Genomic DNA, 23,883 nt, shown 5'->3' with positions numbered 1-23,883 from the left:
TTTTTGTATTTTGCTGTAGACCAAGCAAGGTTTATACACTGAATCTTTGCAAAAAACCAAATCTTTGCCCCATCCACAATACCCAGTCTGTCCGCCTATTTTTAAATTTATCTGAATTTAAATTGTGTATTCTGCAATTCCGTGTATGCTTGTTGTCATACTAGAAAAATATGAAGTTCGTTTTAATCGTCTAAGTCCGTAGTTTTATTTTGTAATCCTTCGTTTGTTCAGATTTTAAGTCGCATCTTTTTCCCAGTAATTCCAAATCTTTTTTAGATTGCAACATATTAAAATTCAGCAGGATATTTCCCTATGTCAAATCCGACAATGAAAGGCACGGTAAAGTGGTTTAACGAAACTAAAGGCTTTGGTTTTATTCAACCAGAATCTGGTCCAGATGTGTTTGCGCATTTCAGCGAAATCGCACACTCAGGCTTCAAAACTTTACACGAAGGTCAGCAAGTTGAATTCAGCATTGCACAAGGTCAAAAAGGCCCGAATGCTGTAAACATCAAACCGCTCTAAGCTTTTGAATGCAGCACTCAAGGCTGCAAACAAATGTAAAAAAAGCTCAAGTTGATTCTTGAGCTTTTTTTATGCCAATATTTTGGGTAAATATCTTTGCATATATACCAAACGACTTAAGATTGAGTCTGCTGCCAACGGCGTTGTTGTAAACGCTCACCTTCTACTTCACGCTTATTGCGTGCCGACTCATACAATTTTGTGTCTTTCAGTTCAGGCGGTAAATAGTCTTGTAACACAAAATGTTCGGGGTAATTGTGTGGATACAAATAATCTACCCCATAACCTTGTTCTTTCATCAGTTTGGTCGGCGCATTACGCAAATGCAGTGGCACAGGCAAGTTGGCGGTTTTTTCAGCCAAATCCATAGCTTTATTAATTGCCAAATAAGTACTGTTACTTTTGGCACTGGTCGCCAAATATACTGCACATTGTCCTAAAATAATCCGCGCTTCAGGCATACCCAACACTTGTACCGAGCGGAAACATTCGCCTGCCAACAACAAGGCATTCGGGTTGGAGTTGCCAATATCTTCCGAAGCAGCAATCAGCATGCGACGCGCAATAAAAGTGGGATCTTCACCGCCTTTAAGCATACGCGCCATCCAGTACAATGCAGCATCGGGGTCACTGCCACGAATTGACTTAATAAAAGCTGACACCAAATCATAATGTTGCTCGCCCGACTTGTCATAACGGGCAATATTTTGTTGCGCAACCTTGACCACTATCGCGTTGGTGATGATATTTTCTACATCCGGTTCAAAGGTGCTCGCCACCAAATCTAGTAGGTTTAAAGCCTTGCGTGCATCGCCTGCAGCAAACTGAATCAGGGCATCAAATTCTTCAATCTGAATATAACGGTCTTTTAAGAACTGATCTTGCTGAATGGCTTGTATTAGCAAGGTCTGAATTGCATCGGCATCTAAAGCCTTTAAAGTATAGACCTGACAACGTGAGAGCAGTGCGCTATTGACTTCAAAAGATGGATTTTCAGTGGTCGCACCAATTAAGGTGATTTTGCCCTTTTCTACCGCATTTAATAAAGCATCTTGCTGTGACTTATTAAAACGATGAATTTCGTCAATAAACACCACTGGCGTGAGCAAATCGCCGCCTTCGCTAATAATTTCCCGCAGCTCTTTGACGCCAGTATTCAATGCAGAAAGGCTGATAAAGGGGCGATCTACCGCCTGCGCCAACAGCAAAGCAATGGTGGTTTTCCCCACCCCAGGTGGTCCCCAGAAAATAATCGAAGGCAAATGCCCCTGATCAATCATTTGGCGTAACGGCGCTTGCTCACCTAAAAGATGATCTTGACCAATAATTTGCGCTAAATCGCGTGGACGCAAACGCTCAGGCAGTGGAATATGACTCTCTGACATCTTGTTATTTCTATACTTGACTTCAACCTAGTCTACTATGATCTCAAGCTTTGGAGTATTTCTAATCGTACCGATTTATCACTAAAACACGATTCACGGTTTGTTCTACAATATGAATTAACGCACCCAACGCACCACATAATCTTCTATGTCTTCTTCTGCAACATCCAATTCTGAAATACAACGTCCTGCTGCAGATTTTTTGGCTTTAATCACACTTTGGCGTGAACCCGTATTCAAATAATGCCAAGATGGCAAATTTTTGCCCTCTTTTAAACGGCGATAGGCACAGCTTGGCGGCAACCAGTGAATTTTTTCGAGTTTTTCGGGGGTGAGTTGAATGCAATCGGGTACAAAGTCAAAGCGATTGGCATAATCTGAACAACGTGCTGTGTTACAATCCAGTAACTTGCATGCCACTTTGGTATAGGCCACTTCCTGCGTGTCTTCATCTTCTAGTTTGATCAAACAGCATAAACCGCAACCATCGCACAAGGCTTCCCATTCCGCAGCATTTAAGGCATTCAGCAGATAGTTTTTCCAAAATTCAGGTCGTAATTGATCAGACATAGCGCACAGAAAATAACAAAACTGCGTCATTATATCAGCCTTATTTCACCTTGTTGCTTTTGTTTGGTCTTTAAATGAATCAAACACTTAACTCAAACAACTGAACATTTAATACACAAAAACAAAACACTCTACTGTGTTCAGCTCCCTATACTCAATTCAGAAGCAATAAAAACACATGGAGAACAATTATGTTTCGTTGGGCTATAATCTTCGCAGTGATTGCGTTAATCGCGAGTTTACTTGGTTTTGGTGGTGTCGCTGGTTTATCCAAAGACTTTGCCATTATTTTATTGGTGATCGCTGTGATTTTGGCAATTGTTGGTTTCCTCTCTCGCGGAAAAATCTAGTGATCTCGTCTATAAATTTCTAAAAGCAGACATAAAAAAAGAAGGATTTATTCCTTCTTTTTTTATGTCTGCTATTAATGCAGTAAATGCCAATTTGCCCATTTTAAAAATATTTTCTCACATTTATAGGCAGGTTTTGCCCTGTTTTTAAAAATGCGTGCCATATTATTATGCTTTAATCATGGCATTGAAAACGATAAGGAATAAGACATGGCTTTAGCAATTAAAACTCGCGAAATTGAATATACAGCTGCAGACGGCAGCAAATTGATCGGTTATTTTGCTGCACCAGAAGCAGCTCAAGCTGTCGCGGGGGTGATTGTCGCACCTGAATGGTGGGGACGTAACGAATACACCGAACAACGCGCACGTGAATTGGCTGAACATGGTTTTGCAGCCTTAGCAATTGATATGTATGGCGATAAAAAAGTCACCACCACCGCAGCCCAAGCCAATGAGTGGATGATGCAAACTTTTGCAGATGCCGACACAATTGTGACTCGTGCGTCTGCAGCTTTGGACACTTTAGCAGCCCAACCTGAAGTAAATCGCGATAAACTTGCTGCAATTGGTTTCTGTTATGGCGGCAAAGTCGTACTGGATTTGGCTCGTTCTGGTGCAGCATTAAAAGCAGTGGTTACCTTCCACGCCAACCTCAGCCCGAAAGCCCCTGCACAACAAGGTCAGGTACAAGCAGAGATTTTGGTGTTGCATGGTGAGCTAGACAGCATGGTGACTTTAGACGACGTCGCAAGTTTCCGTGAAGAAATGCACGCGGCTCAAGTTGAGCATGAAGTGATTATTTTTGAAGATGCCAAACACGGTTTTAGTAACCCTCAAGCCGATGAACGTGCAAAAGCCAATGGAGTCGATTTAGGCTACAACGCATCGGCAGAGCAGCAAGGTTTAGCGGCAATGTACGAAGTGTTGAATCGTCGTTTAACAGATTAATCTGCTGTTCCCATTACGCAACATATACTCAACGCAAGCCAAGAAAATTTTAAAGAAGAGGATATAACAATGACTGAGCAATGCCCTTATTGCAATTTTGATGATTATGATGTTTTGGCAAAAAATGAATTTGGGGTAATTTTGCCTGAACCGAATGCCCTATCTAAAGGACATTGCGTAATTATTCCAATACGTCATGTGGGTTCTTTTTTTGAAGTCACCGACAAAGAGCGTAAAAGCCTGATGTCTTTATTAGAGTTGGCGCGCAATGAGTTGCAATTGCGTCATCAACCTGCAGGTTTCCATGTTGGTTTTAATGATGGCGATGTATTTGATGCAAAATCTGAGCATTTACACATCCACATTATTCCACGCTATGCAGGTCAGACCTTAAAGCTAGATAACCGTTGGGGCATGAGCGGTCAAATTTAAACCACCACTCGTTTTATCCCAAACTAAGTGAAACCAAACCGAAAGAAGAAGATGCAAGCTCATCTTCTTTTTTTTATGCACCTCATTCCCGTGCCAGTTTGGCTATACTGAGCAGCTATTTTACATATTGGGTTCGCATGACTGCTTTTTCTTTTTCCGATGCTCTCCTCACGTGGTTTGATCAACACGGACGCCATGACCTACCGTGGCAAGTCGCCGATGATCCCTATGCAGTGTGGGTGTCTGAAATTATGCTGCAACAAACTCAGGTCAAAACCGTATTGCAATATTTTGAGCGTTTTTTGCAGCGCTTTCCGACAGTGCAAGATTTAGGACGCGCCACTTGGGATGAAGTTGCACCGTATTGGGCAGGTTTAGGCTATTACGCCCGCGCCCGTAACTTGCATAAAGCAGCCGCAATTGTGGCACAGCAAGGGCATTTCCCAAGCACCTTGGAACAATGGATGGCCTTGCCTGGCATTGGTCGCTCTACAGGCGGTGCTATGATGTCACTGGGTTTACGTCAATACGGCGTCATTATGGATGGCAATGTAAAGCGCGTATTGGCACGCTTTTTTGCTATTGAAGATGATTTATCCAAACCTGTGCATGAACGTGCCATGTGGCAACTGGCAGAGCAGCTTTGCCCTGTCACACGTAACCATGACTACACCCAAGCCATAATGGATTTAGGCGCCACCATTTGTACCCCGAAAAAACCCTTGTGCCTTTATTGTCCTATGCAGCAACACTGCAAAGCCCATCAACAAGGTTTAGAACAAGAGCTGCCGTTTAAAAAACCGAAAAAAGCCGTGCCTGTAAAATCTGCACAGGTGTTGGTGTTGCAATGTGCTGAACAATGGCTCTGGCAACAGCGTCCCAATACCGGACTGTGGGGCGGGCTATGGTGTTTGCCTGTAATTGAAGATAGATTGGCTTTTGAGCAGTTGTGTCAAAGTTTAGGTCTTAAACACGTGCAGCAACGTGCACAAATTTCTCACAGTTTTACCCATTTCACCTGGCAGCTCGAAGCCATTTGTTTTCAGGTCGATGCCGATCTGCAAGAACACCTCGCAATTGAACTGAATGCAGAGTGGTATAGTCCAGAACAAGCCAGTGATTTAGGAATTCCCACTGCCATGAAAAAATTGATCTCGGCAATCAATCTGTGACATAGTCAAGCATCGTGATGAATGAAATTTTTGCTTTCACTGCCATTACAAGGATGTCTTATGTTTCGATGGATTGCTGTCTTAAGCCTGTCACTCTTCACCTTATTGATAGCAGCCTGTAGTTCTGCACCAAAACGTCCCAGTACCCCACTCCCGCCTGCCTTGGTGCAAAAACTCAATCAAATGAGTTTAAAAACCCGCCTGCCCATTCCTGTGCAGGGCATTAAAGCACATCAGTTGAATGACACTTGGGGTGCATCTCGCAGTAGCGGACGTTTGCATGAAGGCATCGACATCATTGCCCCGAAAGGCAGCAAAGTGTATAGCGCCACAGAAGGTTTAATTGCCGACTTACGCGATAATCGCTTAGGTGGTAAAGTAATTTGGATATTAGGGCCTGCAGGCACTTGGCATTATTATGCACACTTAGATGGGCACAAACGTGGTTTAAACGTGGGCGATTATGTCAAAGCTGGGACGCATATTGGCTATGTCGGTAATACAGGCAACGCCCGGCACACTGCTGCACATTTGCATTACGGACTTTATTTAAATGGTAAAGGACGCGGCGCGGTCAATCCTTATCCTTATTTACGTTAATTTTGTTAGGAACATTTCATGTCTGAAGCCTTGATAAATCGATTGGTGGAATTTGCAGAATCTGGCAATCAACAAAAAATTGTGTTGACAGGACAAGTCCACCAAGGCTGGGTCATGGAAATTACTGAAGATGCCCTGCTCATCAGCACAGGTTATTCAGATAAAGTCGGTAAAGACAACTGGATTTCCTTTCACGATCTGCAACAGGCAGAACTATATTACTGGGATAACCAAAACAACCAATGGGCAGCTTTTCAGCTTTAAGTCCTTCCCATTTATATCTATTCAGCTATCTATTCAACAAGGAGCATGACCCATGACGATACAACGCTGTGGTTGGTGTTCCGATGATCCACTCTATATGGCCTATCATGATTTAGAGTGGGGACAAGCTGTATTTACCGAAGCGCATTTATTTGAAATGCTTTGCCTAGAAGGACAACAAGCAGGTTTGTCTTGGATTACTGTTCTGAAAAAACGTGAAGCGTATCGTCAGCATTTTTTCCAATACAGCATTACTGAAATTGCAGCCCTCAGTGATGACGATATCGCACTTAAATTACAAGATGCTGGATTGATTCGACATCGAGGTAAATTACAAGCGATTCGTGACAACGCACGTGCATGGCAAAAATTAAAAGATGCCGATATAAACGTCGTAACATGGCTTTGGGATTTTGTTGCACAGCAGCCTATTAGGAATGATGTACCTGACTATCGTATTGCACCTTCACAAACCGACGCTAGTGTTGCCATGTCCAAAGCCCTAAAGAAAAATGGTTTTAAATTTGTGGGGCCGACCACCTGCTATGCTTTTATGCAAGCTGTAGGCATGGTCGATGATCATGAAAATCACTGTGACTTTAAAAAAACATCTCAACTTTAGTATTCAATCACTCAACCAATCAATGCAACATCACCAATCAATACAGTCAGCCAATGACAAGGACGGTGCAATATGAGTAATACCATTCGAGCGTATGCCGCAATGCAGGCAGGTGAAGCCCTGCAAGCCTATCAATTTGATGCGGGTGAATTACAGGCGCATCAGGTAGAGGTCAAAGTCGAATATTGTGGCTTATGCCATTCAGATCTTTCAGTCATTCAAAATGACTGGCATTCCTCTGTGTATCCTGTGGTGGCAGGGCATGAAATTATTGGCACGATTACTCAATTAGGCAGTGAAGCCAAAGGCTTAACCGTAGGACAACGGGTAGGCATTGGCTGGACTGCAGACAGTTGCCAACACTGCGATGCCTGTATTGCAGGCGAACAAGTGCTGTGCAGCAATGGCACAACTGCAACTATTGTGGGACATGCAGGTGGTTTTGCCGATAAAGTCCGTGCAGGTTGGCAATGGGTAATTCCATTACCCGATGAGGTCGATCCTGTCAGTGCAGGGCCTTTACTCTGTGGTGGAATTACCGTATTTGATCCGATCTTGAAACATCAAATTCAGGCAGTACATCATGTTGCTGTGATTGGTATTGGCGGTTTGGGGCATATCGCCATCAAATTATTAAAAGCATGGGGCTGTGAAATTACAGCGTTGAGCTCCAATCCAGACAAAACTGCAGAATTACTGGCTATGGGTGCAGACCATGTCGTGAACAGCCGTGATGCTGCTGCCCTAAAAACCCAGCGTGGCAAGTTTGACCTGATTTTAAGTACGGTAAACGTAAGCTTGGACTGGAATGCTTATTTAAGTACGCTTGCTCCGCATGGCACTATTCACATGCTGGGTGTGACGCTCGAACCTATGCAAATTAAGGCGGGCAGCTTAATTGGCGGTGCAAAATCGGTTACAGGCTCATCGACAGGTTCACCTGCAGCGCTGCGTCAATTATTACAATTTGCTGCACGCAAACAGATCGCCCCACAGGTAGAAGTTTTTCCGATGTCACAGATCAATCAGGCGATTGAACATTTGCATCAGGGCAAGGCACGCTATCGGGTGGTGTTAAAGGCCGACTTTGACTGATTTTTAAGTTAAATCTTGCCCAACTGAACGGTCTTACTCATCTCAGCTGGGCAAAATTTATGTATGAAAAATGTTTTAGATATTCAGTCTGTTATAGAATAAACTGCGCAAGCAGCATATATTAAAAAATTGAATCGACACAGGTTAAAAAGCCACGTGTCAAACTAGAAAAGTCTTTGAAAAAGTCTGCTAAGATGAATGCTGCTTTTTTAACTATAAAATGAATTTGAGAAAACCTATGAGTAAAGCCTTACCCATCGCTGTTGCTGTAATTTTAGGCGGTGCTGCTCTTGTTCCTGTTTATTATGCCTCTCAAAACCCAGCAGTGGCGACTTCTAAAGCATCGGCAAATGCTTCTGCGGTTGAAAAAATCAGCTATGCTTTGGGTTATGAAGTGGCACATCAAACCCCACCAGAGCTAGACATCAACAGCTTTGTAACAGGTGTTCGTGAAGGTCATGCGCGTAAACAACCTGCCTACACCGAAGAAGAATTACAAAAAGCCTATGAGCAATTCCAGCAAGAGTTACAACAAAAACAAGCTACTCAAGCGCAAGCTACACAAACAGCCAGTGATTCATTCCTAACTGAAAATGGCAAAAAAGCAGGCGTACAAACCACAGCTTCTGGCTTGCAATATCAAGTGATTAAAGAAGGCACAGGTAAACAGGCAACAGCAAGCTCTGTGGTCAAAGTGCACTACACGGGTAAACTGGTCGATGGCAAAGTATTTGACAGCTCAGTACAACGTGGTGAGCCAATTGAATTCCCTCTGAATCAAGTCATTCCGGGCTGGACTGAAGGTTTACAGCTGATGAAAGAAGGTGGTAAAGCCACGCTGTATATTCCATCGAAACTAGGCTACGGCGAACAAGGTGTACCAGGCATGATTCCTGCCAATAGCACCTTAATTTTTGATGTTGAACTGATTGAAGTGAAATAACAACATCACCCTTTCAGGAGAGCTTGGCTCTCCTGTATGGTCTTAGGACGGAAAGAATGAAAAAACACCTTACCCTTGTGTGTATCGCACTGCTCAGCAGTGGCAGTTTTGCCAAAACAGTAACCAATAAAAGTCCTGTTGCAGATCAGGTCGGTTATAGCTTTGGTTATTTAATGGGGCGCAGCAATGCAGAAACCTTAAAAGATGTTGATATTGAAGCCTTCATTGCTGGCTTAAAAATGGCAACACGAAACCAAGCTGCTAGTTTAAGTGATGAAGAAATGTCACGGGTACTGACACAATTCAAAAAGCAAGCCGAAGCCAAACAACTGATTGAGCTTAAAAAAGTAGCCGATAGCAATGCCAAAATTGGGCAAGCCTTTTTAAACACAAATGCCAAAAAGGCAGGTGTCCAAGTCACCAAATCTGGCCTGCAATATCAAGTCTTACAAGCAGGTTCGGGCAAATCCCCCAAAGCCACCTCTACCGTTAAAGTCCATTATGAAGGTCGTTTAATTGATGGTACAGTATTTGACAGTTCTATCGCTCGCGATCAAGCGGCAGAATTTCAGGTCAGTCAAGTCATTCAAGGTTGGACTGAAGGTTTACAACTCATGAAAGTTGGTGCCAAATATCGCTTCTTTATTCCTGCTGCCTTGGCCTATGGTCAAATTGGTTCAGGCGATGCGATTGAACCGAACAGCACGCTTATTTTTGATGTAGAACTTTTAGAGATTGTAAAATAATCCAAAGCCGTATCACCAAACAAAAAAATACCGCAATTTAAATTGCGGTATTTTTTCTGATCAAGTCTTATGGTTTTAAATGATGTGGTCTAAAACCCGTTGCCAACAATCCAACCCCATAGGCCACTACACCCACCACACACAGCGCAGTGACTTCTGCCACACGCATCCATTGTGATACATCACCGTTATACCAAGTTAAGGCATACCACAACGCAGCAATCATCACAGCATTCGCCACTGCAAACTGCAAGATGAGTTTTTTCCAGTGCGCACCAAAACGGAAAATCTTGCGTTGATGCAAATAGAAATACAACATGCCTGCATTCACCAAAGCCGAACCTGATGATGCCAATGCCAATGCCATATGTTCAGCTTGCCAGTCAATCAGTTTAAAGAAGCCAATAAAGACCACGTTTAAAATCGCATTGGCTGCCACGGCCATTAAACCCACACGTACTGGTGTTTTGGTGTCTTGCTGTGCATAAAAACCTGGTGCAAAGACTTTAATCAGCATGAATGAAATGACCCCTGCACTCATACATTGCAAGGCTAAAGCGGTCATTTGCGTATCTTGAAAGCTAAACTGGCCACGCTCAAACAGTGCCTGAATAATAGGGGTTGACAACATAAACAGTGCAATACTGGCAGGGACACCCACCAAAATAATCACCCGTGCTGCCCAATCCATCATGCCACGGAATTTATCCATATTCTGTTCTGCATGACGCGCAGACAATGACGGTAAAATAACTGTACCTATCGCGACACCAATTAAGCCCAAAGGTAGCTCGGTCATACGTTCTGCACTATACAACCACGACACCGAACCATCCTGCATAAAAGAAGCCCAAATGGTGTTGAGTAACAGGTTAATTTGCGTGACCGATACCCCAAACAAAGCAGGCAGCATCAGCTTCATAATCCGATCCACCCCTTCATGCTTGAAATCAACTTTAGGGGGAATCAGCAGTTTTTTACGCCATAATTCTGGAATTTGAATCGCAAGTTGTAAAGCACCCGCAATAATCACCGCCCACCCCAGTGCCATAATCGGCTCTGCCATGTATGGTGTGAGCCATAATGCGCCTGCAATCATCACCACATTCAGCAATACAGGCGCAAAGGCTGGCGTGGTAAATGAGCCATAGCTGTTTAAAATACTACTGGCAAATGCCGTCAGCGACATAAACAATAAATAAGGAATGGTCAGTCGGAACATATCGGTGGCTAAAGCAAACTTTTCAGGGTCGCTATGGAAACCCGGTGCATAGATATACATCACCGCAGGCGCAGCCACCATGGCTGCAAAGGTTAACCCTGTCATTACCGTCATTAAACAGCCAAAAACCCGACTAATTAAAATTTGCACTTCGGCATGGGTGCGGCTGGTTTTATATTCGGTCAATACAGGAATAAAAGCCTGCGAAAAAGCCCCTTCGGCAAACAATCGCCTGAAAAAGTTGGGGATGCGAAACGCTACCACAAAGGTATCGAAATCTTTACCTGCACCAAACACATTCAGCAATACCACATCACGGACTAATCCTAGTACCCGTGACAGCATGGTCATTGCACTGACAATAAAGGTCGATCGCCAAAGCGCCATCGTTACCACCCAATCAAAAATTTAGTCGCTATTGTAATCAAAGCATCAACAAAGTTTTGTTATTGATTGATCAATTTTTCCTGTGATGTCGAAGCTTTAAGTTGAGATAACTGTTCACGAAAATACTGCCAGTCAAAATACGGTCCCGGATCAGTTTTACGTCCTGGTGCAATATCAGAATGTCCTGCAATATGCTGTTGAATACTCGGATAGGTCTGTTGCAAACAGTGTACCACCCTCACCAAACTCTGATATTGCGCTGTTTCAAAAGGCAAGTCATCACTGCCTTCTAACTCTATCCCAATCGAATAGTCATTACATTCAGGCTGTGCCAAATAACTAGAACGCCCCGCATGCCAAGCCCGATCTGCAAAATTGACAAATTGCAGCACCTCACCAGTTCTTAAAATCAGCAAATGTGCCGAAACCTGCATGCCCTGAATGGTCTGAAAATAAGGATGCTGTGACCAATCCAATTGGTTCTGAAAAAATTGCTCAATATAACCGCCACCAAATTGTGACGGCGGCAAACTAATATTGTGAATGACCAGCAGTTGAATCTCTTGGTCTGTCGGACGGGCGTTGAAATTTGGAGATGGGACTTGTCTTGCCCCTTGTAATTGACCATCAACCACCTGAAACGACGGCATATGTTGCATAAGGCAATCCCCAAACCATTAGAATAGAAAAATAGAACAGAAATTTCAGTTTAATGCCAACACGTGACAATGAACATCTTAAATTACACCCGAACGTGGCTAAAAAACACATCCAGACGCAGAACAGTGTTAATATAACGCGCAATTTTCATGGGTAAGATCGACACGGAAAATCTTATGAGCATCTCTCCAGCTTTGCTTGAACAATCCATCCAAATCAATATTCAGCAAGCCTTGCAAGAAGATATTGGCGATGGTGATATTACCGCACTATTGACCCCTGAAGATGAGCAAGCCACTGCTACGATTATTAGCCGTGAAGACATGATTTTGGCAGGTCAACCGTGGGTCGATGCCTTGATCCAAGCATACGATGCCAATGTGCAAGTGACTTGGTTAAAAAATGATGGCGACCGTGTTGCTGCCAATGAAGCCTTTTTGAAATTGTCAGGTTCTGCACGTAGCCTGTTAACGGTAGAGCGCCCTGCGCTGAATTTTGTGCAAACCCTGTCTGCTGTTGCGACCAAAACCGCAGCCTATGTGCAACAACTCGAAGGCTTAAACACCAAACTGCTAGATACCCGTAAAACCTTACCGGGTTTGCGTATTGCACAAAAATATGCTGTCACGGTGGGTGGTGGACACAACCATCGTTTAGGTTTGTTTGATGCCTTTTTGATTAAAGAAAATCACATTATGGCAGCAGGTGGCATTACTCAGGCGATTGTTAAAGCACATGCCATTGCTCCGGGCAAACCTGTAGAAGTGGAAGTGGAAACTTGGGATGAACTGAATCAAGCCCTTGAAGCCAAAGCTGATATTGTAATGTTGGATAACTTTAGCCAGCAACAGATGATTGAGGCGGTCAAGCATGTAGCAGGACGTTGCAAACTTGAAGCGTCAGGCAACATCACCATCGAAAATTTACGTGAAGTGGCCAGCACAGGCGTAGATTACATTTCGATGGGGGTTTTAACCAAAGACGTCAAAGCTGTGGATTTATCAATGCGCTTTAATGCGTAAACAATTGATTTTAAATTAAAGGGTGTAATCTACGCCCTTAATTTTTTCCAAAAATTGATTTTGAGGAGGCAGATGAGCCTCCTTTTTTATGCCTCAATTTTGAATTTAATCATCGTCCTTGTTGTCGTTGTCGTTGTCGTTGTCGTTGTCGTTGTCGTTGTCGTTGTCGTTGTCGTTGTCGTTGTCGTTGTCGTTGTCGTTGTCAGAAGCTTGACCGAGTACACTAGGATTGTCTTCATTTTCACGCTCAGTACGTGAATCACATGCAGTTAAAAACAACATCATGGCAGACATTAAAATAATCAATAGTTTCATGCTTTCCTCCTCTTTTCATACAGTTTTCCATCTTAAAAGAACTCATCCTGCAATATTGTAGCTTTTTGCTTCACACCTCCTATTGCTTCACACCTCCTGTCGCAATCTACGCGTCATCCATAAAAAAACGCATCCGAAGATGCGTTTTGAACAGTGCTGCAATCTTAGAAAACTTGGCTTACCAGCCCAAAGCCTGCTGCTGTTTTTTCACCAATTCCTGAATACCTTTTTCTGCCATTTCCAACATGGCATTGCACTGCACACGAGTAAACGGTTTGTCTTCTGCAGTGCCTTGAATTTCAATAAATTCACCTGCTTGGGTCATCACCACGTTTAAATCGGTCTGGCAGTTTGAATCTTCTTCATAGCATAAATCCAGTAATACCTCATCTTGGTACATGCCTACAGAAATTGCAGCCACCAAACCTTTTAATGGGTCATGCTTAATTTTTTTCTTTTCTAGCAACACATTCATGGCATCAATCAACGCCACTGCTGCACCTGTAATGGCTGCCGTACGGGTACCACCATCGGCCTGAATCACATCGCAGTCAATAGTAATGGTGTTTTCACCCAGTTTTTTCAAATCAACCATAGCACGTAAGCTACGACCAATTAAGCGCTGAATTTCCTGTGTACGCCCGCTTTGTTTACCACGTGCCGCCTCACGGTCACTACGGGTATGCGTTGAACGTGGCAACATGCCATATTCTGCAGTTACCCAGCCTTGTCCCTGCCCTTTTAAAAAACGCGGTACAGAGTTATCAATACTTGCGGTACACAAAACTTTGGTATGACCAAACTCTACCAACACTGAACCTTCAGCATAGCGAGTATAGTTACGGGTAATTTTTACCTCACGTAATTGATCTAAAGCTCGTTGGTCAATACGCATAATGTGTCCTTATTTTTGGCTCAAATAAATTGCCCGCAAGTATAACAGATGCCACAGCACAGGTCGCTTATCTAAAGCTTGTCGTGTTCTGTTTCGGTAAATTTTAGCTGTATTTTTACAAGCTGGCTTCATTCATCTTTTAGTATTATCCTGAAACACAGGTTTTTGTTAGACTGCGCGGCACTGGCAGAATCAGGAAATACAATGTCGATTCGGGAAGAACGAAAACAACAAAGTCGTCAGGCAATTATGGATGCAGTGCTTCAACTCAGCAGCGCAGGGCGTGCATTTAGCAGCATCAGCTTAAGAGAAATTTCACGACAGATTGGACTCGTGCCCACCGCGTTTTATCGGCATTTTCAAGATATGGATGCTTTAGCACTCGATTTGGTCGATCAAGTTGCCCTACACATTAAAGGGATTTTACATCAATTGGGGCAAGGCTATTTGTACCAACCCGATGCACAGACCGAAACGGCACTGACCCTGTTTTTTAAATCGGTCGATCAACGCCCACAACAATGGATTTTTTTAATTTCCGAACGCTGGGGCGGTTCTGCTATTTTACGCCAAGCCATTGCCCGTGAAATTGATTTTTTAATTGAAGATTTAGCTAATGATTTACAACGAGTCGAAAGCGTACAACATTTTCAACATGCCGAAGACTTACACGTACTGGCCAATATTTTAATTAATTTGTTTTTAAACTGGGCAATGAACTGGATCAGTTTGGGACAGCAATTTGAAGCAGAAAAATTGCAGCAACAACAGCAGCACTTCATACAACAAAGCATTACTCAAGTCCATTTGCTATTTCGTGGTATTTGCCACTGGCAGCGTCCGCAGCCTATTTAAAGTTATCTGCTAAACACTTTAGCCATAAAAAACCACAATGATCTTTCAATCATTGCGGTTTTAGATACAAGGTGATTTCACCACAGCATCGTAGTTTTATTTCTTGGCTTTACGCTCTTGATCAACCAAGTAGTTCACTACTTGAATCACTTTGCCGTTATTGCCCTGCACAATGTATTTACCATTTACCACCACGGCAGGTACACCCGTCAACTGGTACTGACGCGCCAATTGCTTGGCTTGTGATATTTTAGAGGTGATCGCAAACGAGTTAAACATGCTGTTAAATTTCGCTTCAGGCACGCCATATTTTACAAAGAATTTGGCTTGAGACTGTTGGTCAAAAATTTGCTGACCTTTGTCATGAATCGCATGGAACAATGGCAAGTGAGTTTTCTTACGTACGCCCAGTGCTTCAGACACATAATAACCACGTGCATTCATTTCCCAAACAGGATTCATGGCCGCAGGGGTACGCACAAAATTCACATCTTTAGGCAATTTGCGTAACCATGCTTGCATATATGGTTCTAAAGTAAAGCAGTGGCCACAGCCGTACCAAAAGAACTCACGTACTTCAATTTTACCCGGTACATCGACCTTACCTGGGTTTGCCACAACGCTGTAATCTTTACCTGCAACAAAATTTGCCGCCATTGCACTGGCAGAAATAGTAAAAATGGCCGTTGCCAAACCACCTAAAAGGAATTTTTTCATTGCGTTTATAGTCCTCTAAATCATTTTGTTTAGTTTATGGCAACACTATAAATCAAATATGCCGATTTCGTTTTCCTTCTGTGAACTTTTTTACAGCTTTTATCGCTTTTTTTAGAATTAACGCTACACTAGGGTTTATACATATTTTTACCATCATCACGATTAAATTGAGGTGACACCTATGTCGCAACTGAATGTTGATCCACAAGAAATTGCCAAATTTGAAGCATTTGCAGCCATATGGTGGGATCAGCATTCCGAGTTCCGCCCTCTGCACATGATTAATCCACTACGCTTAAACTGGATTGATGAACATGCAGGCGGCTTGGCGGGCAAAAAAGTACTAGATGTCGGCTGCGGTGGTGGTATTTTGGCTGAAAGCATGGCGCGTCGCGGTGCCAATGTACTCGGCATTGATATGGGCGAAGCACCTTTAAATGTGGCACGTCTGCATGCAGAACAAGAAGGCGTCAATAATATTGAATATCGACAAATTCCAGTTGAGCAACTGGCAGATGAGCAAGCTGGTCAGTACGATGTCGTGACCTGTATGGAAATGTTGGAGCACGTACCCGACCCTGCCTCAATTATTCAAGCCTGCCAAAAACTGGTCAAGCCAGGTGGTCAAGTATTTTTCTCGACCATTAACCGTAACCCTAAATCATATCTATTTGCCATTATTGGGGCAGAATACGTACTGCGTATGCTGGCCAAAGGCACGCACGATTATCATAAATTTATTAAACCGTCTGAATTGGCGTATGACATTCGCCAGGCAGGTTTGAAACTCAAAGATATGACAGGTTTACACTACAACCCGCTTACCAAGCGCTATTGGTTAGCGCCAAATGTGGATGTGAACTACATGGTCTACACGGTCAACGAGGTAACAGAATGAAGGCGGTTTTATTTGACCTCGATGGCACCTTAATTGATACCGCTGCAGATTTTATTCGCATCATTCAAGACATGTGCCGCGACAAAGGCTGTGAGATTGTGGCAGCAGACGCCATTCGCACACAGGTATCTGAAGGTGCACGGGCGATGGTCAAACTGGTCTATCCAGAACTTGAGGTAGATGATCCTGTATTTCTTGCGCATCGACAACGCTTTTTAGACCTCTACGGCGCAGATATCGCTGTCGAAACCGATCTGTTCGAGGGCATGTATTCCCTGCTTGAAGCGTTGGAACAGCGTCAAATTCCGTGGGGCATTGTGACCAATAAACCGCGCTGGCTCAGCGAAGCGCTGCTCAAAGCACTGAATTTAACTGAGCGCTGTGCAGTTTTAGTCTGCCCTGAAGATGTTCGCCGTACCAAACCTGACCCAGAACCTATGTATTTGGCGGCCAAACAGATTGAAATTGCCCCAGAACACTGTATTTATGTAGGTGACCATCCACGCGATATAGATGCAGGTCGTAACGCCAACATGTACACTATTTTGGCCGCTTACGGTTATTTACCGTTACAACACAAAGATGACTTAACAGCATGGCAAGCAGATTGTATAGTGGATTCAGTGACTGAATTACATACGGTTTTGAACAAATTGGTGCTTCAAGCTACCACGCAAAACAGTATTGCCAATGCTTAAATCATCCTGCAAAGCGATGACATGAAACTCAGCCCACAAGCTATAAGAAATCAACAGGAGGGATGCCCATGAAATATTCAGAATATCAACCTCGTCCCGATCTTCTCAAAGACCGTATTATCCTCATTACTGGTGCGGGAGATGGTATTGGACGAGCGGCCGCCCTCAGTTATGCGCTACACGGAGCAACCGTGGTGCTGCATGGTCGTACCTTAAATAAACTTGAAGTCATTTATGATGAAATCGAAAGTTTAGGCGCACCGCAACCTGCTATTTTGCCGCTACAGCTTTCGAGTGCTTCACCACGAGATTATGAATTACTGGTCGATACCCTAGACAAACAATTCGGACGTTTAGATGGTATTTTGCATAATGCGGGCATTTTAGGTGAACGGACTGAGTTAGCGAATTACCCTGCCGATGTTTGGGATGATGTCATGGCCGTGAATTTACGTGCGCCATTTGTACTCACTCAGGAATTATTGCCGCTTTTGGCAAAATCGGAACATGCTTCAGTCGTGTTTGCCAGTTCAGGTGTAGGTCGTGAAGCACGTGAACGCTGGGGTGCTTATTCGGTATCTAAAATTGCAATTGAAGCAGTGAGTCAATTATTTGCCAAAGAAAAGGTGCATCCGAATATTCGCTACAACTGCATTAACCCAGGCGCGACCCGTACTGCTATGCGCGCCAAAGCCTATCCAAATGAAGATCCAAAAACTTTACCTACACCCGATGCCATCATGCCGGCCTATTTATATTTAATGGGCGATGACAGCTTGCACATGAATGGTCAAAGTATTGATGCACAGGATTAGTCCTGTCGTTTGATTCTAAAAAGGAAGGGCTTGCTTCCTTTTTTATGGACTTAACACCTAGCATATTGCCAATTTTTACGTATTAATTTGCCGTAAAATGGCTAAGCACAAGCATCTTCTAGTATATACCCTGCCTATTTTGGCAGTACAAAGCCTGATTGCTATGCTTCCACATCTCAATTCAACCTCAACGATGCAGAGAGCAACATGACTGAATTAAACAACATCACCGTGACACCCCTTGAAGATGGTATGGTGTCTTTACTGATTGATGGTCAGCCTATTTCTGAAAAATATGGCATGAAGTTTGAAGCCAGCATCGTAGATGACATTCAGGCACTCGATAACGGTCAGAAAATCAAACTGTTTGATCAGTTTGTTTTTTCACATACCGATCTTAATTTTGAACATGCTTACCACTATGTCACAGGCATTGAAAAATTGGACGATGCCTACAAAGTGGTTAAAAACTTTGTTTATCGTATTAAAATTGAAGGGCAACCTGAAATTGAACACGTGATTACCAAACAAGGAGCACCAATGGGTACTGAAGATGTACGCGAATTTATCCATGCACATATTCATAAATCACTGACCGACTACACCGATTTAAACTACGCCTATTAAGCAAAAATCACGGCAACGGCGGCATTAATCGTTTTTCTGGATTGCTTTTATAAAATTAAACGGTTTTACAAATTAACATACATCAACTATGCTTGATGCATCTCCACAACACGCATTAGGTAAATTGTGATGACTGATATTCAACGTAAAACTGCTGTGATTCAAAGTATTGAAAGCTTGCAATTAGGTCAGCATTTAATTGTGGCTTTGAATGATCGTGAAACAGCCGAATGTGTTGCCATCGCTGTGCAATCCTTACAAGGCTTAACTGAACATTGGAACTAAAGCAGACCATAGCAGTACGCTGCTATGGTGATGCCTCATCCTTTCCTTAGCACAACAACAATCATCTAGCCTATTTTGCTGAGCGATACCTGCTAAATTTCGTATTTTGTCGCTTAATAGAATCAATACCATGCCGCATCCTGCAGAGTGTATTTAAAAAATTCATGTGCTTTCTTCACAGTTTCTCTGCATTTAACGGTTAAAGTATGAACTGTGATATCAAGACGAGAGAATGAGGGGTTTAAATGAAAAAGATTTTGACAGTTCTGGCAATGTCTTTCAGTGCTTTACTAAGCAGCAATTTTGCAACTGCCGCCCCTCAATTTGATCGCGACTCAGCTGACCATCCTCGTCACCAAGCACACAATAAACGTGAATTTCGTGCCGATGCAGAAGAACGCATGCAAGATAAACGTCGTATGCGTGAAGAACGTGGTGTGAAACGTTTACAACAACATAAATGGCAACCGGGTTATGTCATGCCGCAGCATTATCGTGGCAATGGTTATAAAGTCGATTATCAGGAACATAATTTGCCCCGCCCTGAACGCAAACAGCAATGGTATAAAATCAACCAAGACTACATTTTGGTCGATGTCGAAAACCACCATATTTTGCGTATCGCAGGTTTGTAGACCTCCTGTTACGCGTACACAATGTCTAAATACATAGCCCAAAGTCCACTTTGGGCTTTTTTTATAGAGTGATGTCCCACACTCATCACATTGCTGTGAAATATCCCGCTCGAACTCTCCTTGTTTTCTCCATAAAATTCACAATTCACCTCAATTTCCACCATCGTTTATCTTGAGTATTTGATTAATTTGGACACATCTACCCCATATTTAAAACTGAAGGTAAGTCCCATGAAAAAATTACTCAGCACCTTAGCACTGTCTTTAAGCGCAATCATGGCAACATCGGCTATGGCAGCACCCGACCACCGTTATGATGATCGTCGTCATCAAGCAAGTGTTGGCTACAAACATCAGGACAAGCATTGGGACAATCCACGTCATCCTACACAGTGGGAACAAAAGCGTTATGATCAAAAACGTGTAAATCCAAGTCGTGACTGGCGTGTAGGTCAAAACCTGCCACGTGGATATGACGCGAACCGCTACAAAGTCAGTGATCGTGAAGCACATCGTTTACCTAACACAGGCCGCTATCAGCAGTGGTATAAAGTCAACGGTGACTATGTACTGATTAATGAGCGTACCCAGCGTATTATTCGTATTATTGGCTAAAACCGTTCAGCCTGAGCTGAAAAATAACATATCTCCACAACACCTGAAGTACCATTCAGGTGTTTTTTTATATTTAGACTTCCGCTACAGAATTTTTTGATTAGAATCAAAGACAGCACCATCCACCATTACAGCAGGCCAACGAATGACTCCGACTGAAAACCCGCACAGCACAACCTTGCAATATGTGCATTGGTTTAGACATTCTGCGCCTTATATCAATGCTCACCGCAATAAAACCTTTGTGATTATGTTCGATGGCGAAGCAGTTTTGCATGAAAACTTTCAGCACATTATTCATGATATTGCTCTGCTGCACTCGCTTGGTATTCGACTTATTCTGGTACATGGTGCGCGTCCACAAATTAATCAAAACTTAAAATTCAGCCAAATTGATACGCCATTTCACATGCAACGTCGTGTCACCACTCGTGAGTCTTTATCTTGTGTCATGAATGCTGTTGGTTCAATTCGCTTGCAAATTGAAGCTTTATTGTCGATGGGGCTAGCGAACTCCCCTATGTACGGTGCACGGATTGATGTGGTGTCAGGCAATTTTATTACCGCCAAACCGTATGGTATTCGTGATGGGATCGATTTTCAACTAACAGGTGAAGTCCGTACGGTAGATGCCGACGCTATTCAACGCCATTTAGAAAATCATAATATTGTGTTACTCGGCCCGACAGGTTATTCCACCACGGGTGAAGTATTTAACTTGTTAGCCGAAGAAGTGGCGACTAAAACTGCCATTCAATTAAAAGCCGACAAACTGATTTTCTTAGGCGCGCAGCACGGCTTACAAAATGCCGAAGGTCAATTACAACGTGAAGTTCATCCTCAACATTTAAATCCATATATTGAAGATGCTCAGCGACATCATCCTGAACTGGCTTTACATTTAAATGCAGCCCAAGATGCCTCATTAAACGGCGTACATCGGGTACATCTCATTTCTTATGCCTACGATGGCGCTTTACTCGAAGAACTTTTTACCCGCGATGGCTCAGGCACAATGGTGAGTGATGCGCACTATGAAGAAGTCCGCATGGCTAATATTCAGGATGTGGGCGGTCTGATTCGGCTATTACGCCCTTTAGAAGAAGATGGTGTATTGGTGTATCGCTCACGTGAACGTCTGGAAAATGAAATTGGACAATTTGCAGTGATTGAACGTGACGGCATGATTCTCGCCTGTGCTGCCCTGTACCCAATTCCGACCACAGGTCATGAACTCAAGTCTGCCGAAATTGCCTGTGTCGCGGTACATCCTGCTTATCGTAAATCCAACCGTGGTCGCCAAATTTTGGATTATTTAGAGGATAAAGCCAAAGCCATGGGCATTCAGCAGTTGTTTATTTTGACCACCCGCACCGCACACTGGTTTTTAGAACAGGGGTTTGCACCTGCCAGTGTCGACGATTTACCCGATGCACGTCAGGCTTTATATAACTATCAACGCAACTCAATTGTATGTAAAAAACAGCTCTAAGTAAGATTTACTGGCACATTGAATGACACAGCACAATCAAAACCTTAAGATGTTTCACGTGGAACATGCTGTGAATTAAATCAAATCATCACGACAGTGTAAAGATGATCAAAATTGGCAGCACCCACACCACTGTTTAGTTTTTTTAAATAAAATTGATGCAAGGTAGGAGGAAACTTTACTTTTGTCATTTATATAAGAAATCTGAAAAGCTTATCCATTCAATCAGAAAATACAAAAACAAGATACTCCCCCTCTCTAATCATACTTTTCACGGATTTAATAGCTAAACTACAGAATAAACTCAAAATATTTTAAAAATACATCTTTAAAAGATGCACAAGCCTGATGATTTGCCGTACAATAAATGATTCCCTTTTTTCATTGTTTTAAAATTACGAATGGAACAAAAAAAGAGTACACAAAAACGCCATCAGCTTCTCAATGCTGCACTCGACGTATTTTCGTTATACGGATTTAGCGGCGCGAGTTTGGACGAAATCGCACAAATTGCAGAGATGCATAAATCGAATATTTTCTATTATTATGAAAATAAAGAAGCCTTATATGTTGAAGTGCTGACTACGGTATTGCAAAAATGGCTAGCACCTTTACAAATGCTCGAAGCTGAACTCGAACCTGATGAAGCAATTACCAATTATTTGCTGCAAAAAATTGAGGTTTCACGTACTCAACCGAAAGCATCACGTCTATTTGCATTAGAAGTGATTCAAGGTGCACCACATATTCAGGAAATTTTAAAAGGCCCTCTGAAAAAACTGGTCAAACGCAAAGCTAAAGTCATTACCATGTGGCAAGAGCAAGGCAAACTGTCTAAGCAGATTGATCCTGAATTGCTCATTTTGAATATTTGGGCGATTACCCAAAACTATGCTGACTTTGCAACGCAAATGGAAATGGTAACAGGGAAAACCCTACGCAACCGCAGCATGTTGCAACGTGTCTTGCAACATACGGTTCATATGATGCTTTACGGTATTATGCCGCGTCACGACGAAGTGGATGCACCACAAGCCGCTGTGGTCACTGCCACACCTGAACAAGAATCACAAGACTAATTACGCAGCACTCAATAGACGCGTATTTTAAGCTCAAGACCCTAGTTATGACTAGGGTCTTGGCGTTTTCGGCATACAATATTATTTAAGCCCCTGATACAAAGACAATAATTTTTGTGCACCCAATAACAAGTTTTCTTCCCAATCTAAATGCGCTGTATCATTGGCACCATCGCTAATATATTTAACTGACAGCATGCGTACCCCTAATTTTTTACAGACTTTGGCAATCGCATAGCCTTCCATATCGACCAACTGACACGGCACTTTAGGTGTGCCCGTTTCAAAACTATCACCCGTGCCACAAATGCCACTCGGCAAATGCTCAAAATAGCGTTCCAAATGAATTTCAGCAGGATATTCCTGATCCATTGGCGTGACTCCCACCTGAAAACCCAACGGGGAAACATCCATATCGCGCTGCACAAATTGGCAGACTTCCACCAAAGTATGTGCATCAAAATGTGAGCTGCCAGCCGTGCCTAAATTCAATAAAGTTTTACAACCCGTTTTTTGAATCACTTCAAAAGCTTTAAATGCAGCATTAACCTTACCAATGCCACTGTAATGCACCTGAATCCCTGCCTGCTCAAACAAACCTTTAGACTCATTCGGCAAAGCCATGATCAATGCAACATCTGACATAAAATACTCAATTAACAGACTTCATGCGTGCCATTAGAAAACAAATCGATCCGAAAGAAAAGCGCCTCTGGTCTCTGCTCAAACAACCTACATAAGATCAGATGGCGCTTTAAACTGAAAGGATTGTAGACCTCATTTATACTGCTGTTCTAAATAGGTTTTTAAGCACGGCGAAAAGAACAAATCCCCTTGATAAAAACCTTGTGCCGTCTTGGTTGCAACCAAACTCCATAACAACATCAGTATGGCTGCAAAAGCATAGCCAACGGCATACAGGAAGGCCAAATTGAGGTGTTGGGCTAGAGTTAAGATTGCCAGTGTATATACGCCCAATGGGAAGGTCAGTCCCCACCAACCCAAATTAAA

At 42.9% G+C, this 23,883-nt stretch carries 30 protein-coding genes and 1 pseudogene; 22 read left to right on the top strand and 9 right to left on the bottom strand.

All coding sequences use genetic code 11. The features are described from left to right. Window positions 1–312: 312 nt before the first annotated feature. Complete coding sequence (locus tag B2W49_RS11785; protein WP_004974113.1) at window positions 313–525, top strand: cold-shock protein; 213 nt, start codon at window positions 313–315, stop codon at window positions 523–525. A 116-nt stretch (window positions 526–641) separates the two neighbouring features. On the opposite strand, the gene B2W49_RS11780 is transcribed toward B2W49_RS11785, so the two are convergent. Together B2W49_RS11780 and B2W49_RS11775 are read right to left on the bottom strand one after the other, a co-directional pair. Then, window positions 642–1,910 carry a replication-associated recombination protein A gene (locus tag B2W49_RS11780; protein WP_291341506.1) on the bottom strand — a complete coding sequence of 423 codons (1,269 nt, stop codon included), beginning with the start codon at window positions 1,908–1,910 and terminating at the stop codon, window positions 642–644. A gap of 117 nt (window positions 1,911–2,027) precedes the next feature. Then, window positions 2,028–2,480, bottom strand: a complete 453-nt coding sequence (locus tag B2W49_RS11775) for a YcgN family cysteine cluster protein (RefSeq protein ID WP_096902482.1) — start codon at window positions 2,478–2,480, stop codon at window positions 2,028–2,030. Between the two features lie 191 nt (window positions 2,481–2,671). On the opposite strand from B2W49_RS11775, the gene B2W49_RS11770 reads away from it, so the two are divergent. From B2W49_RS11770 to B2W49_RS11725, 10 genes are all read left to right on the top strand, one after another. Beyond that, window positions 2,672–2,830: a DUF1328 domain-containing protein gene (locus B2W49_RS11770; protein WP_004974108.1), complete on the top strand. Its 159-nt coding sequence runs from the start codon at window positions 2,672–2,674 to the stop codon at window positions 2,828–2,830. Between the two features lie 210 nt (window positions 2,831–3,040). Beyond that, on the top strand, window positions 3,041–3,781 hold the full coding sequence (locus tag B2W49_RS11765) for a dienelactone hydrolase family protein (protein WP_096902481.1): 741 nt from the start codon (window positions 3,041–3,043) through the stop codon (window positions 3,779–3,781). A 69-nt stretch (window positions 3,782–3,850) separates the two neighbouring features. Continuing rightward, window positions 3,851–4,213, top strand: coding sequence for an HIT family protein (locus B2W49_RS11760; RefSeq protein WP_096902480.1), 363 nt, complete (start codon window positions 3,851–3,853; stop codon window positions 4,211–4,213). 137 nt (window positions 4,214–4,350) lie between these two features. Next, complete coding sequence (gene mutY / locus B2W49_RS11755; RefSeq protein WP_096902485.1) at window positions 4,351–5,385, top strand: A/G-specific adenine glycosylase; 1,035 nt, start codon at window positions 4,351–4,353, stop codon at window positions 5,383–5,385. 60 nt (window positions 5,386–5,445) lie between these two features. Continuing rightward, window positions 5,446–5,985: a M23 family metallopeptidase gene (locus B2W49_RS11750; RefSeq protein ID WP_291341500.1), complete on the top strand. Its 540-nt coding sequence runs from the start codon at window positions 5,446–5,448 to the stop codon at window positions 5,983–5,985. 18 nt (window positions 5,986–6,003) lie between these two features. Next, window positions 6,004–6,249, top strand: a complete 246-nt coding sequence (locus B2W49_RS11745) for a hypothetical protein (protein WP_096902478.1) — start codon at window positions 6,004–6,006, stop codon at window positions 6,247–6,249. Between the two features lie 52 nt (window positions 6,250–6,301). Continuing rightward, complete coding sequence (locus B2W49_RS11740) at window positions 6,302–6,871, top strand: DNA-3-methyladenine glycosylase I (RefSeq protein WP_291341495.1); 570 nt, start codon at window positions 6,302–6,304, stop codon at window positions 6,869–6,871. 72 nt (window positions 6,872–6,943) lie between these two features. After that, window positions 6,944–7,966, top strand: coding sequence for an NADPH-dependent aldehyde reductase Ahr (gene ahr, locus B2W49_RS11735; RefSeq protein ID WP_096902477.1), 1,023 nt, complete (start codon window positions 6,944–6,946; stop codon window positions 7,964–7,966). Between the two features lie 238 nt (window positions 7,967–8,204). Continuing rightward, window positions 8,205–8,909, top strand: a complete 705-nt coding sequence (locus tag B2W49_RS11730; protein WP_096902476.1) for an FKBP-type peptidyl-prolyl cis-trans isomerase — start codon at window positions 8,205–8,207, stop codon at window positions 8,907–8,909. A 56-nt stretch (window positions 8,910–8,965) separates the two neighbouring features. After that, the gene (locus tag B2W49_RS11725; RefSeq protein WP_096902475.1) at window positions 8,966–9,655 is read left to right on the top strand and encodes an FKBP-type peptidyl-prolyl cis-trans isomerase; all 690 of its coding nucleotides are present in this window, start codon (window positions 8,966–8,968) and stop codon (window positions 9,653–9,655) included. Window positions 9,656–9,722: 67 nt separating this feature from the next. Here B2W49_RS11725 and murJ read toward each other — a convergent pair whose 3' ends face one another. Together murJ and ampD are read right to left on the bottom strand one after the other, a co-directional pair. Then, window positions 9,723–11,273, bottom strand: a complete 1,551-nt coding sequence (murJ, locus tag B2W49_RS11720; RefSeq protein WP_291341492.1) for a murein biosynthesis integral membrane protein MurJ — start codon at window positions 11,271–11,273, stop codon at window positions 9,723–9,725. 50 nt (window positions 11,274–11,323) lie between these two features. After that, the gene (gene ampD / locus B2W49_RS11715) at window positions 11,324–11,923 is read right to left on the bottom strand and encodes a 1,6-anhydro-N-acetylmuramyl-L-alanine amidase AmpD (protein WP_291341490.1); all 600 of its coding nucleotides are present in this window, start codon (window positions 11,921–11,923) and stop codon (window positions 11,324–11,326) included. Between the two features lie 177 nt (window positions 11,924–12,100). Between ampD and nadC the strand changes: the two genes are divergently transcribed. Then, a complete protein-coding gene (nadC, locus tag B2W49_RS11710; RefSeq protein WP_291341488.1) occupies window positions 12,101–12,946 on the top strand; it encodes a carboxylating nicotinate-nucleotide diphosphorylase in 846 nt (281 codons plus the stop codon). 105 nt (window positions 12,947–13,051) lie between these two features. Here the strand turns inward: nadC and B2W49_RS11705 are convergent, their stop codons facing one another. Next, entirely contained in the window at window positions 13,052–13,261 is a 210-nt protein-coding gene (locus B2W49_RS11705) for a hypothetical protein (protein ID WP_291341486.1), read from the bottom strand. A 178-nt stretch (window positions 13,262–13,439) separates the two neighbouring features. After that, window positions 13,440–14,156: a ribonuclease PH gene (gene rph, locus B2W49_RS11700; RefSeq protein ID WP_096902471.1), complete on the bottom strand. Its 717-nt coding sequence runs from the start codon at window positions 14,154–14,156 to the stop codon at window positions 13,440–13,442. A gap of 204 nt (window positions 14,157–14,360) precedes the next feature. Here rph and B2W49_RS11695 point away from each other — a divergent pair, with 204 nt between their 5' ends. After that, window positions 14,361–15,011: a TetR family transcriptional regulator gene (locus B2W49_RS11695; protein ID WP_291341483.1), complete on the top strand. Its 651-nt coding sequence runs from the start codon at window positions 14,361–14,363 to the stop codon at window positions 15,009–15,011. A gap of 96 nt (window positions 15,012–15,107) precedes the next feature. Here B2W49_RS11695 and B2W49_RS11690 read toward each other — a convergent pair whose 3' ends face one another. Further along, the gene (locus tag B2W49_RS11690) at window positions 15,108–15,728 is read right to left on the bottom strand and encodes a thiol:disulfide interchange protein DsbA/DsbL (protein ID WP_291341482.1); all 621 of its coding nucleotides are present in this window, start codon (window positions 15,726–15,728) and stop codon (window positions 15,108–15,110) included. A 181-nt stretch (window positions 15,729–15,909) separates the two neighbouring features. On the opposite strand from B2W49_RS11690, the gene ubiG reads away from it, so the two are divergent. The 9 genes from ubiG to B2W49_RS11645 all read left to right on the top strand — a co-directional run bounded on the left by ubiG (window position 15,910) and on the right by B2W49_RS11645 (window position 22,872). Next, entirely contained in the window at window positions 15,910–16,626 is a 717-nt protein-coding gene (gene ubiG / locus B2W49_RS11685) for a bifunctional 2-polyprenyl-6-hydroxyphenol methylase/3-demethylubiquinol 3-O-methyltransferase UbiG (protein WP_291341480.1), read from the top strand. Then, window positions 16,623–17,324 (top strand): HAD family hydrolase, encoded by a 702-nt coding sequence (locus B2W49_RS11680; RefSeq protein WP_291341478.1) that lies wholly within the window; start codon window positions 16,623–16,625, stop codon window positions 17,322–17,324. The genes ubiG and B2W49_RS11680 overlap by 4 nt, the downstream gene beginning before the upstream one ends. 68 nt (window positions 17,325–17,392) lie before the next feature. Then, window positions 17,393–18,139 carry a YciK family oxidoreductase gene (locus tag B2W49_RS11675; RefSeq protein WP_291341476.1) on the top strand — a complete coding sequence of 249 codons (747 nt, stop codon included), beginning with the start codon at window positions 17,393–17,395 and terminating at the stop codon, window positions 18,137–18,139. 207 nt (window positions 18,140–18,346) lie between these two features. Further along, the gene (locus B2W49_RS11670; protein WP_096902465.1) at window positions 18,347–18,766 is read left to right on the top strand and encodes a hypothetical protein; all 420 of its coding nucleotides are present in this window, start codon (window positions 18,347–18,349) and stop codon (window positions 18,764–18,766) included. A gap of 129 nt (window positions 18,767–18,895) precedes the next feature. Beyond that, window positions 18,896–19,051, top strand: a complete 156-nt coding sequence (locus tag B2W49_RS11665; RefSeq protein ID WP_171324973.1) for a hypothetical protein — start codon at window positions 18,896–18,898, stop codon at window positions 19,049–19,051. A gap of 245 nt (window positions 19,052–19,296) precedes the next feature. Further along, a complete protein-coding gene (locus tag B2W49_RS11660) occupies window positions 19,297–19,686 on the top strand; it encodes an RcnB family protein (RefSeq protein ID WP_096902464.1) in 390 nt (129 codons plus the stop codon). 231 nt (window positions 19,687–19,917) lie between these two features. After that, complete coding sequence (locus B2W49_RS11655; protein WP_096902463.1) at window positions 19,918–20,301, top strand: RcnB family protein; 384 nt, start codon at window positions 19,918–19,920, stop codon at window positions 20,299–20,301. A 145-nt stretch (window positions 20,302–20,446) separates the two neighbouring features. Beyond that, entirely contained in the window at window positions 20,447–21,793 is a 1,347-nt protein-coding gene (gene argA, locus B2W49_RS11650) for an amino-acid N-acetyltransferase (RefSeq protein WP_096902462.1), read from the top strand. Between the two features lie 401 nt (window positions 21,794–22,194). Further along, on the top strand, window positions 22,195–22,872 hold the full coding sequence (locus B2W49_RS11645) for a TetR family transcriptional regulator C-terminal domain-containing protein (RefSeq protein ID WP_291341466.1): 678 nt from the start codon (window positions 22,195–22,197) through the stop codon (window positions 22,870–22,872). Window positions 22,873–22,953: 81 nt separating this feature from the next. On the opposite strand, the gene B2W49_RS11640 is transcribed toward B2W49_RS11645, so the two are convergent. Together B2W49_RS11640 and B2W49_RS11635 are read right to left on the bottom strand one after the other, a co-directional pair. Next, window positions 22,954–23,517: a 5'-methylthioadenosine/S-adenosylhomocysteine nucleosidase gene (locus B2W49_RS11640; protein WP_291341464.1), complete on the bottom strand. Its 564-nt coding sequence runs from the start codon at window positions 23,515–23,517 to the stop codon at window positions 22,954–22,956. Window positions 23,518–23,649: 132 nt separating this feature from the next. After that, a pseudogene (locus B2W49_RS11635) lies at window positions 23,650–23,883 on the bottom strand (C4-dicarboxylate ABC transporter); the annotation flags it as partial.

This window comes from Acinetobacter sp. UBA801, from assembly GCA_002296655.1.
In the GTDB taxonomy this organism is placed as follows: Bacteria; Pseudomonadota; Gammaproteobacteria; order Pseudomonadales; family Moraxellaceae; genus Acinetobacter.
The sequence above is the reverse complement of the archived record's forward strand: the minus strand, read 5'-3'. Positions and strand labels throughout refer to the sequence as shown.

What these genes read in the sequence shown, in the direction of transcription:
- B2W49_RS11780 (WP_291341506.1), bottom strand. Translation starts at nt 1,910, where the DNA reads ATGTCAGAGAGTCATATTCCACTGCCTGAGCGTTTGCGTCCACGCGAT.
- nadC (WP_291341488.1), top strand. Translation starts at nt 12,101, where the DNA reads ATGAGCATCTCTCCAGCTTTGCTTGAACAATCCATCCAAATCAATATT.
- B2W49_RS11765 (WP_096902481.1), top strand. Translation starts at nt 3,041, where the DNA reads ATGGCTTTAGCAATTAAAACTCGCGAAATTGAATATACAGCTGCAGAC.
- B2W49_RS11675 (WP_291341476.1), top strand. Translation starts at nt 17,393, where the DNA reads ATGAAATATTCAGAATATCAACCTCGTCCCGATCTTCTCAAAGACCGT.
- B2W49_RS11670 (WP_096902465.1), top strand. Translation starts at nt 18,347, where the DNA reads ATGACTGAATTAAACAACATCACCGTGACACCCCTTGAAGATGGTATG.
- B2W49_RS11660 (WP_096902464.1), top strand. Translation starts at nt 19,297, where the DNA reads ATGAAAAAGATTTTGACAGTTCTGGCAATGTCTTTCAGTGCTTTACTA.
- argA (WP_096902462.1), top strand. Translation starts at nt 20,447, where the DNA reads ATGACTCCGACTGAAAACCCGCACAGCACAACCTTGCAATATGTGCAT.
- B2W49_RS11775 (WP_096902482.1), bottom strand. Translation starts at nt 2,480, where the DNA reads ATGTCTGATCAATTACGACCTGAATTTTGGAAAAACTATCTGCTGAAT.
- B2W49_RS11785 (WP_004974113.1), top strand. Translation starts at nt 313, where the DNA reads ATGTCAAATCCGACAATGAAAGGCACGGTAAAGTGGTTTAACGAAACT.
- B2W49_RS11645 (WP_291341466.1), top strand. Translation starts at nt 22,195, where the DNA reads ATGGAACAAAAAAAGAGTACACAAAAACGCCATCAGCTTCTCAATGCT.
- B2W49_RS11770 (WP_004974108.1), top strand. Translation starts at nt 2,672, where the DNA reads ATGTTTCGTTGGGCTATAATCTTCGCAGTGATTGCGTTAATCGCGAGT.
- B2W49_RS11640 (WP_291341464.1), bottom strand. Translation starts at nt 23,517, where the DNA reads ATGTCAGATGTTGCATTGATCATGGCTTTGCCGAATGAGTCTAAAGGT.
- B2W49_RS11745 (WP_096902478.1), top strand. Translation starts at nt 6,004, where the DNA reads ATGTCTGAAGCCTTGATAAATCGATTGGTGGAATTTGCAGAATCTGGC.
- B2W49_RS11750 (WP_291341500.1), top strand. Translation starts at nt 5,446, where the DNA reads ATGTTTCGATGGATTGCTGTCTTAAGCCTGTCACTCTTCACCTTATTG.
- rph (WP_096902471.1), bottom strand. Translation starts at nt 14,156, where the DNA reads ATGCGTATTGACCAACGAGCTTTAGATCAATTACGTGAGGTAAAAATT.
- B2W49_RS11665 (WP_171324973.1), top strand. Translation starts at nt 18,896, where the DNA reads ATGACTGATATTCAACGTAAAACTGCTGTGATTCAAAGTATTGAAAGC.
- B2W49_RS11760 (WP_096902480.1), top strand. Translation starts at nt 3,851, where the DNA reads ATGACTGAGCAATGCCCTTATTGCAATTTTGATGATTATGATGTTTTG.
- B2W49_RS11725 (WP_096902475.1), top strand. Translation starts at nt 8,966, where the DNA reads ATGAAAAAACACCTTACCCTTGTGTGTATCGCACTGCTCAGCAGTGGC.
- B2W49_RS11705 (WP_291341486.1), bottom strand. Translation starts at nt 13,261, where the DNA reads ATGAAACTATTGATTATTTTAATGTCTGCCATGATGTTGTTTTTAACT.
- B2W49_RS11655 (WP_096902463.1), top strand. Translation starts at nt 19,918, where the DNA reads ATGAAAAAATTACTCAGCACCTTAGCACTGTCTTTAAGCGCAATCATG.
- B2W49_RS11740 (WP_291341495.1), top strand. Translation starts at nt 6,302, where the DNA reads ATGACGATACAACGCTGTGGTTGGTGTTCCGATGATCCACTCTATATG.
- B2W49_RS11730 (WP_096902476.1), top strand. Translation starts at nt 8,205, where the DNA reads ATGAGTAAAGCCTTACCCATCGCTGTTGCTGTAATTTTAGGCGGTGCT.
- ubiG (WP_291341480.1), top strand. Translation starts at nt 15,910, where the DNA reads ATGTCGCAACTGAATGTTGATCCACAAGAAATTGCCAAATTTGAAGCA.
- B2W49_RS11695 (WP_291341483.1), top strand. Translation starts at nt 14,361, where the DNA reads ATGTCGATTCGGGAAGAACGAAAACAACAAAGTCGTCAGGCAATTATG.
- B2W49_RS11680 (WP_291341478.1), top strand. Translation starts at nt 16,623, where the DNA reads ATGAAGGCGGTTTTATTTGACCTCGATGGCACCTTAATTGATACCGCT.
- ampD (WP_291341490.1), bottom strand. Translation starts at nt 11,923, where the DNA reads ATGCAACATATGCCGTCGTTTCAGGTGGTTGATGGTCAATTACAAGGG.
- B2W49_RS11690 (WP_291341482.1), bottom strand. Translation starts at nt 15,728, where the DNA reads ATGAAAAAATTCCTTTTAGGTGGTTTGGCAACGGCCATTTTTACTATT.
- mutY (WP_096902485.1), top strand. Translation starts at nt 4,351, where the DNA reads ATGACTGCTTTTTCTTTTTCCGATGCTCTCCTCACGTGGTTTGATCAA.
- ahr (WP_096902477.1), top strand. Translation starts at nt 6,944, where the DNA reads ATGAGTAATACCATTCGAGCGTATGCCGCAATGCAGGCAGGTGAAGCC.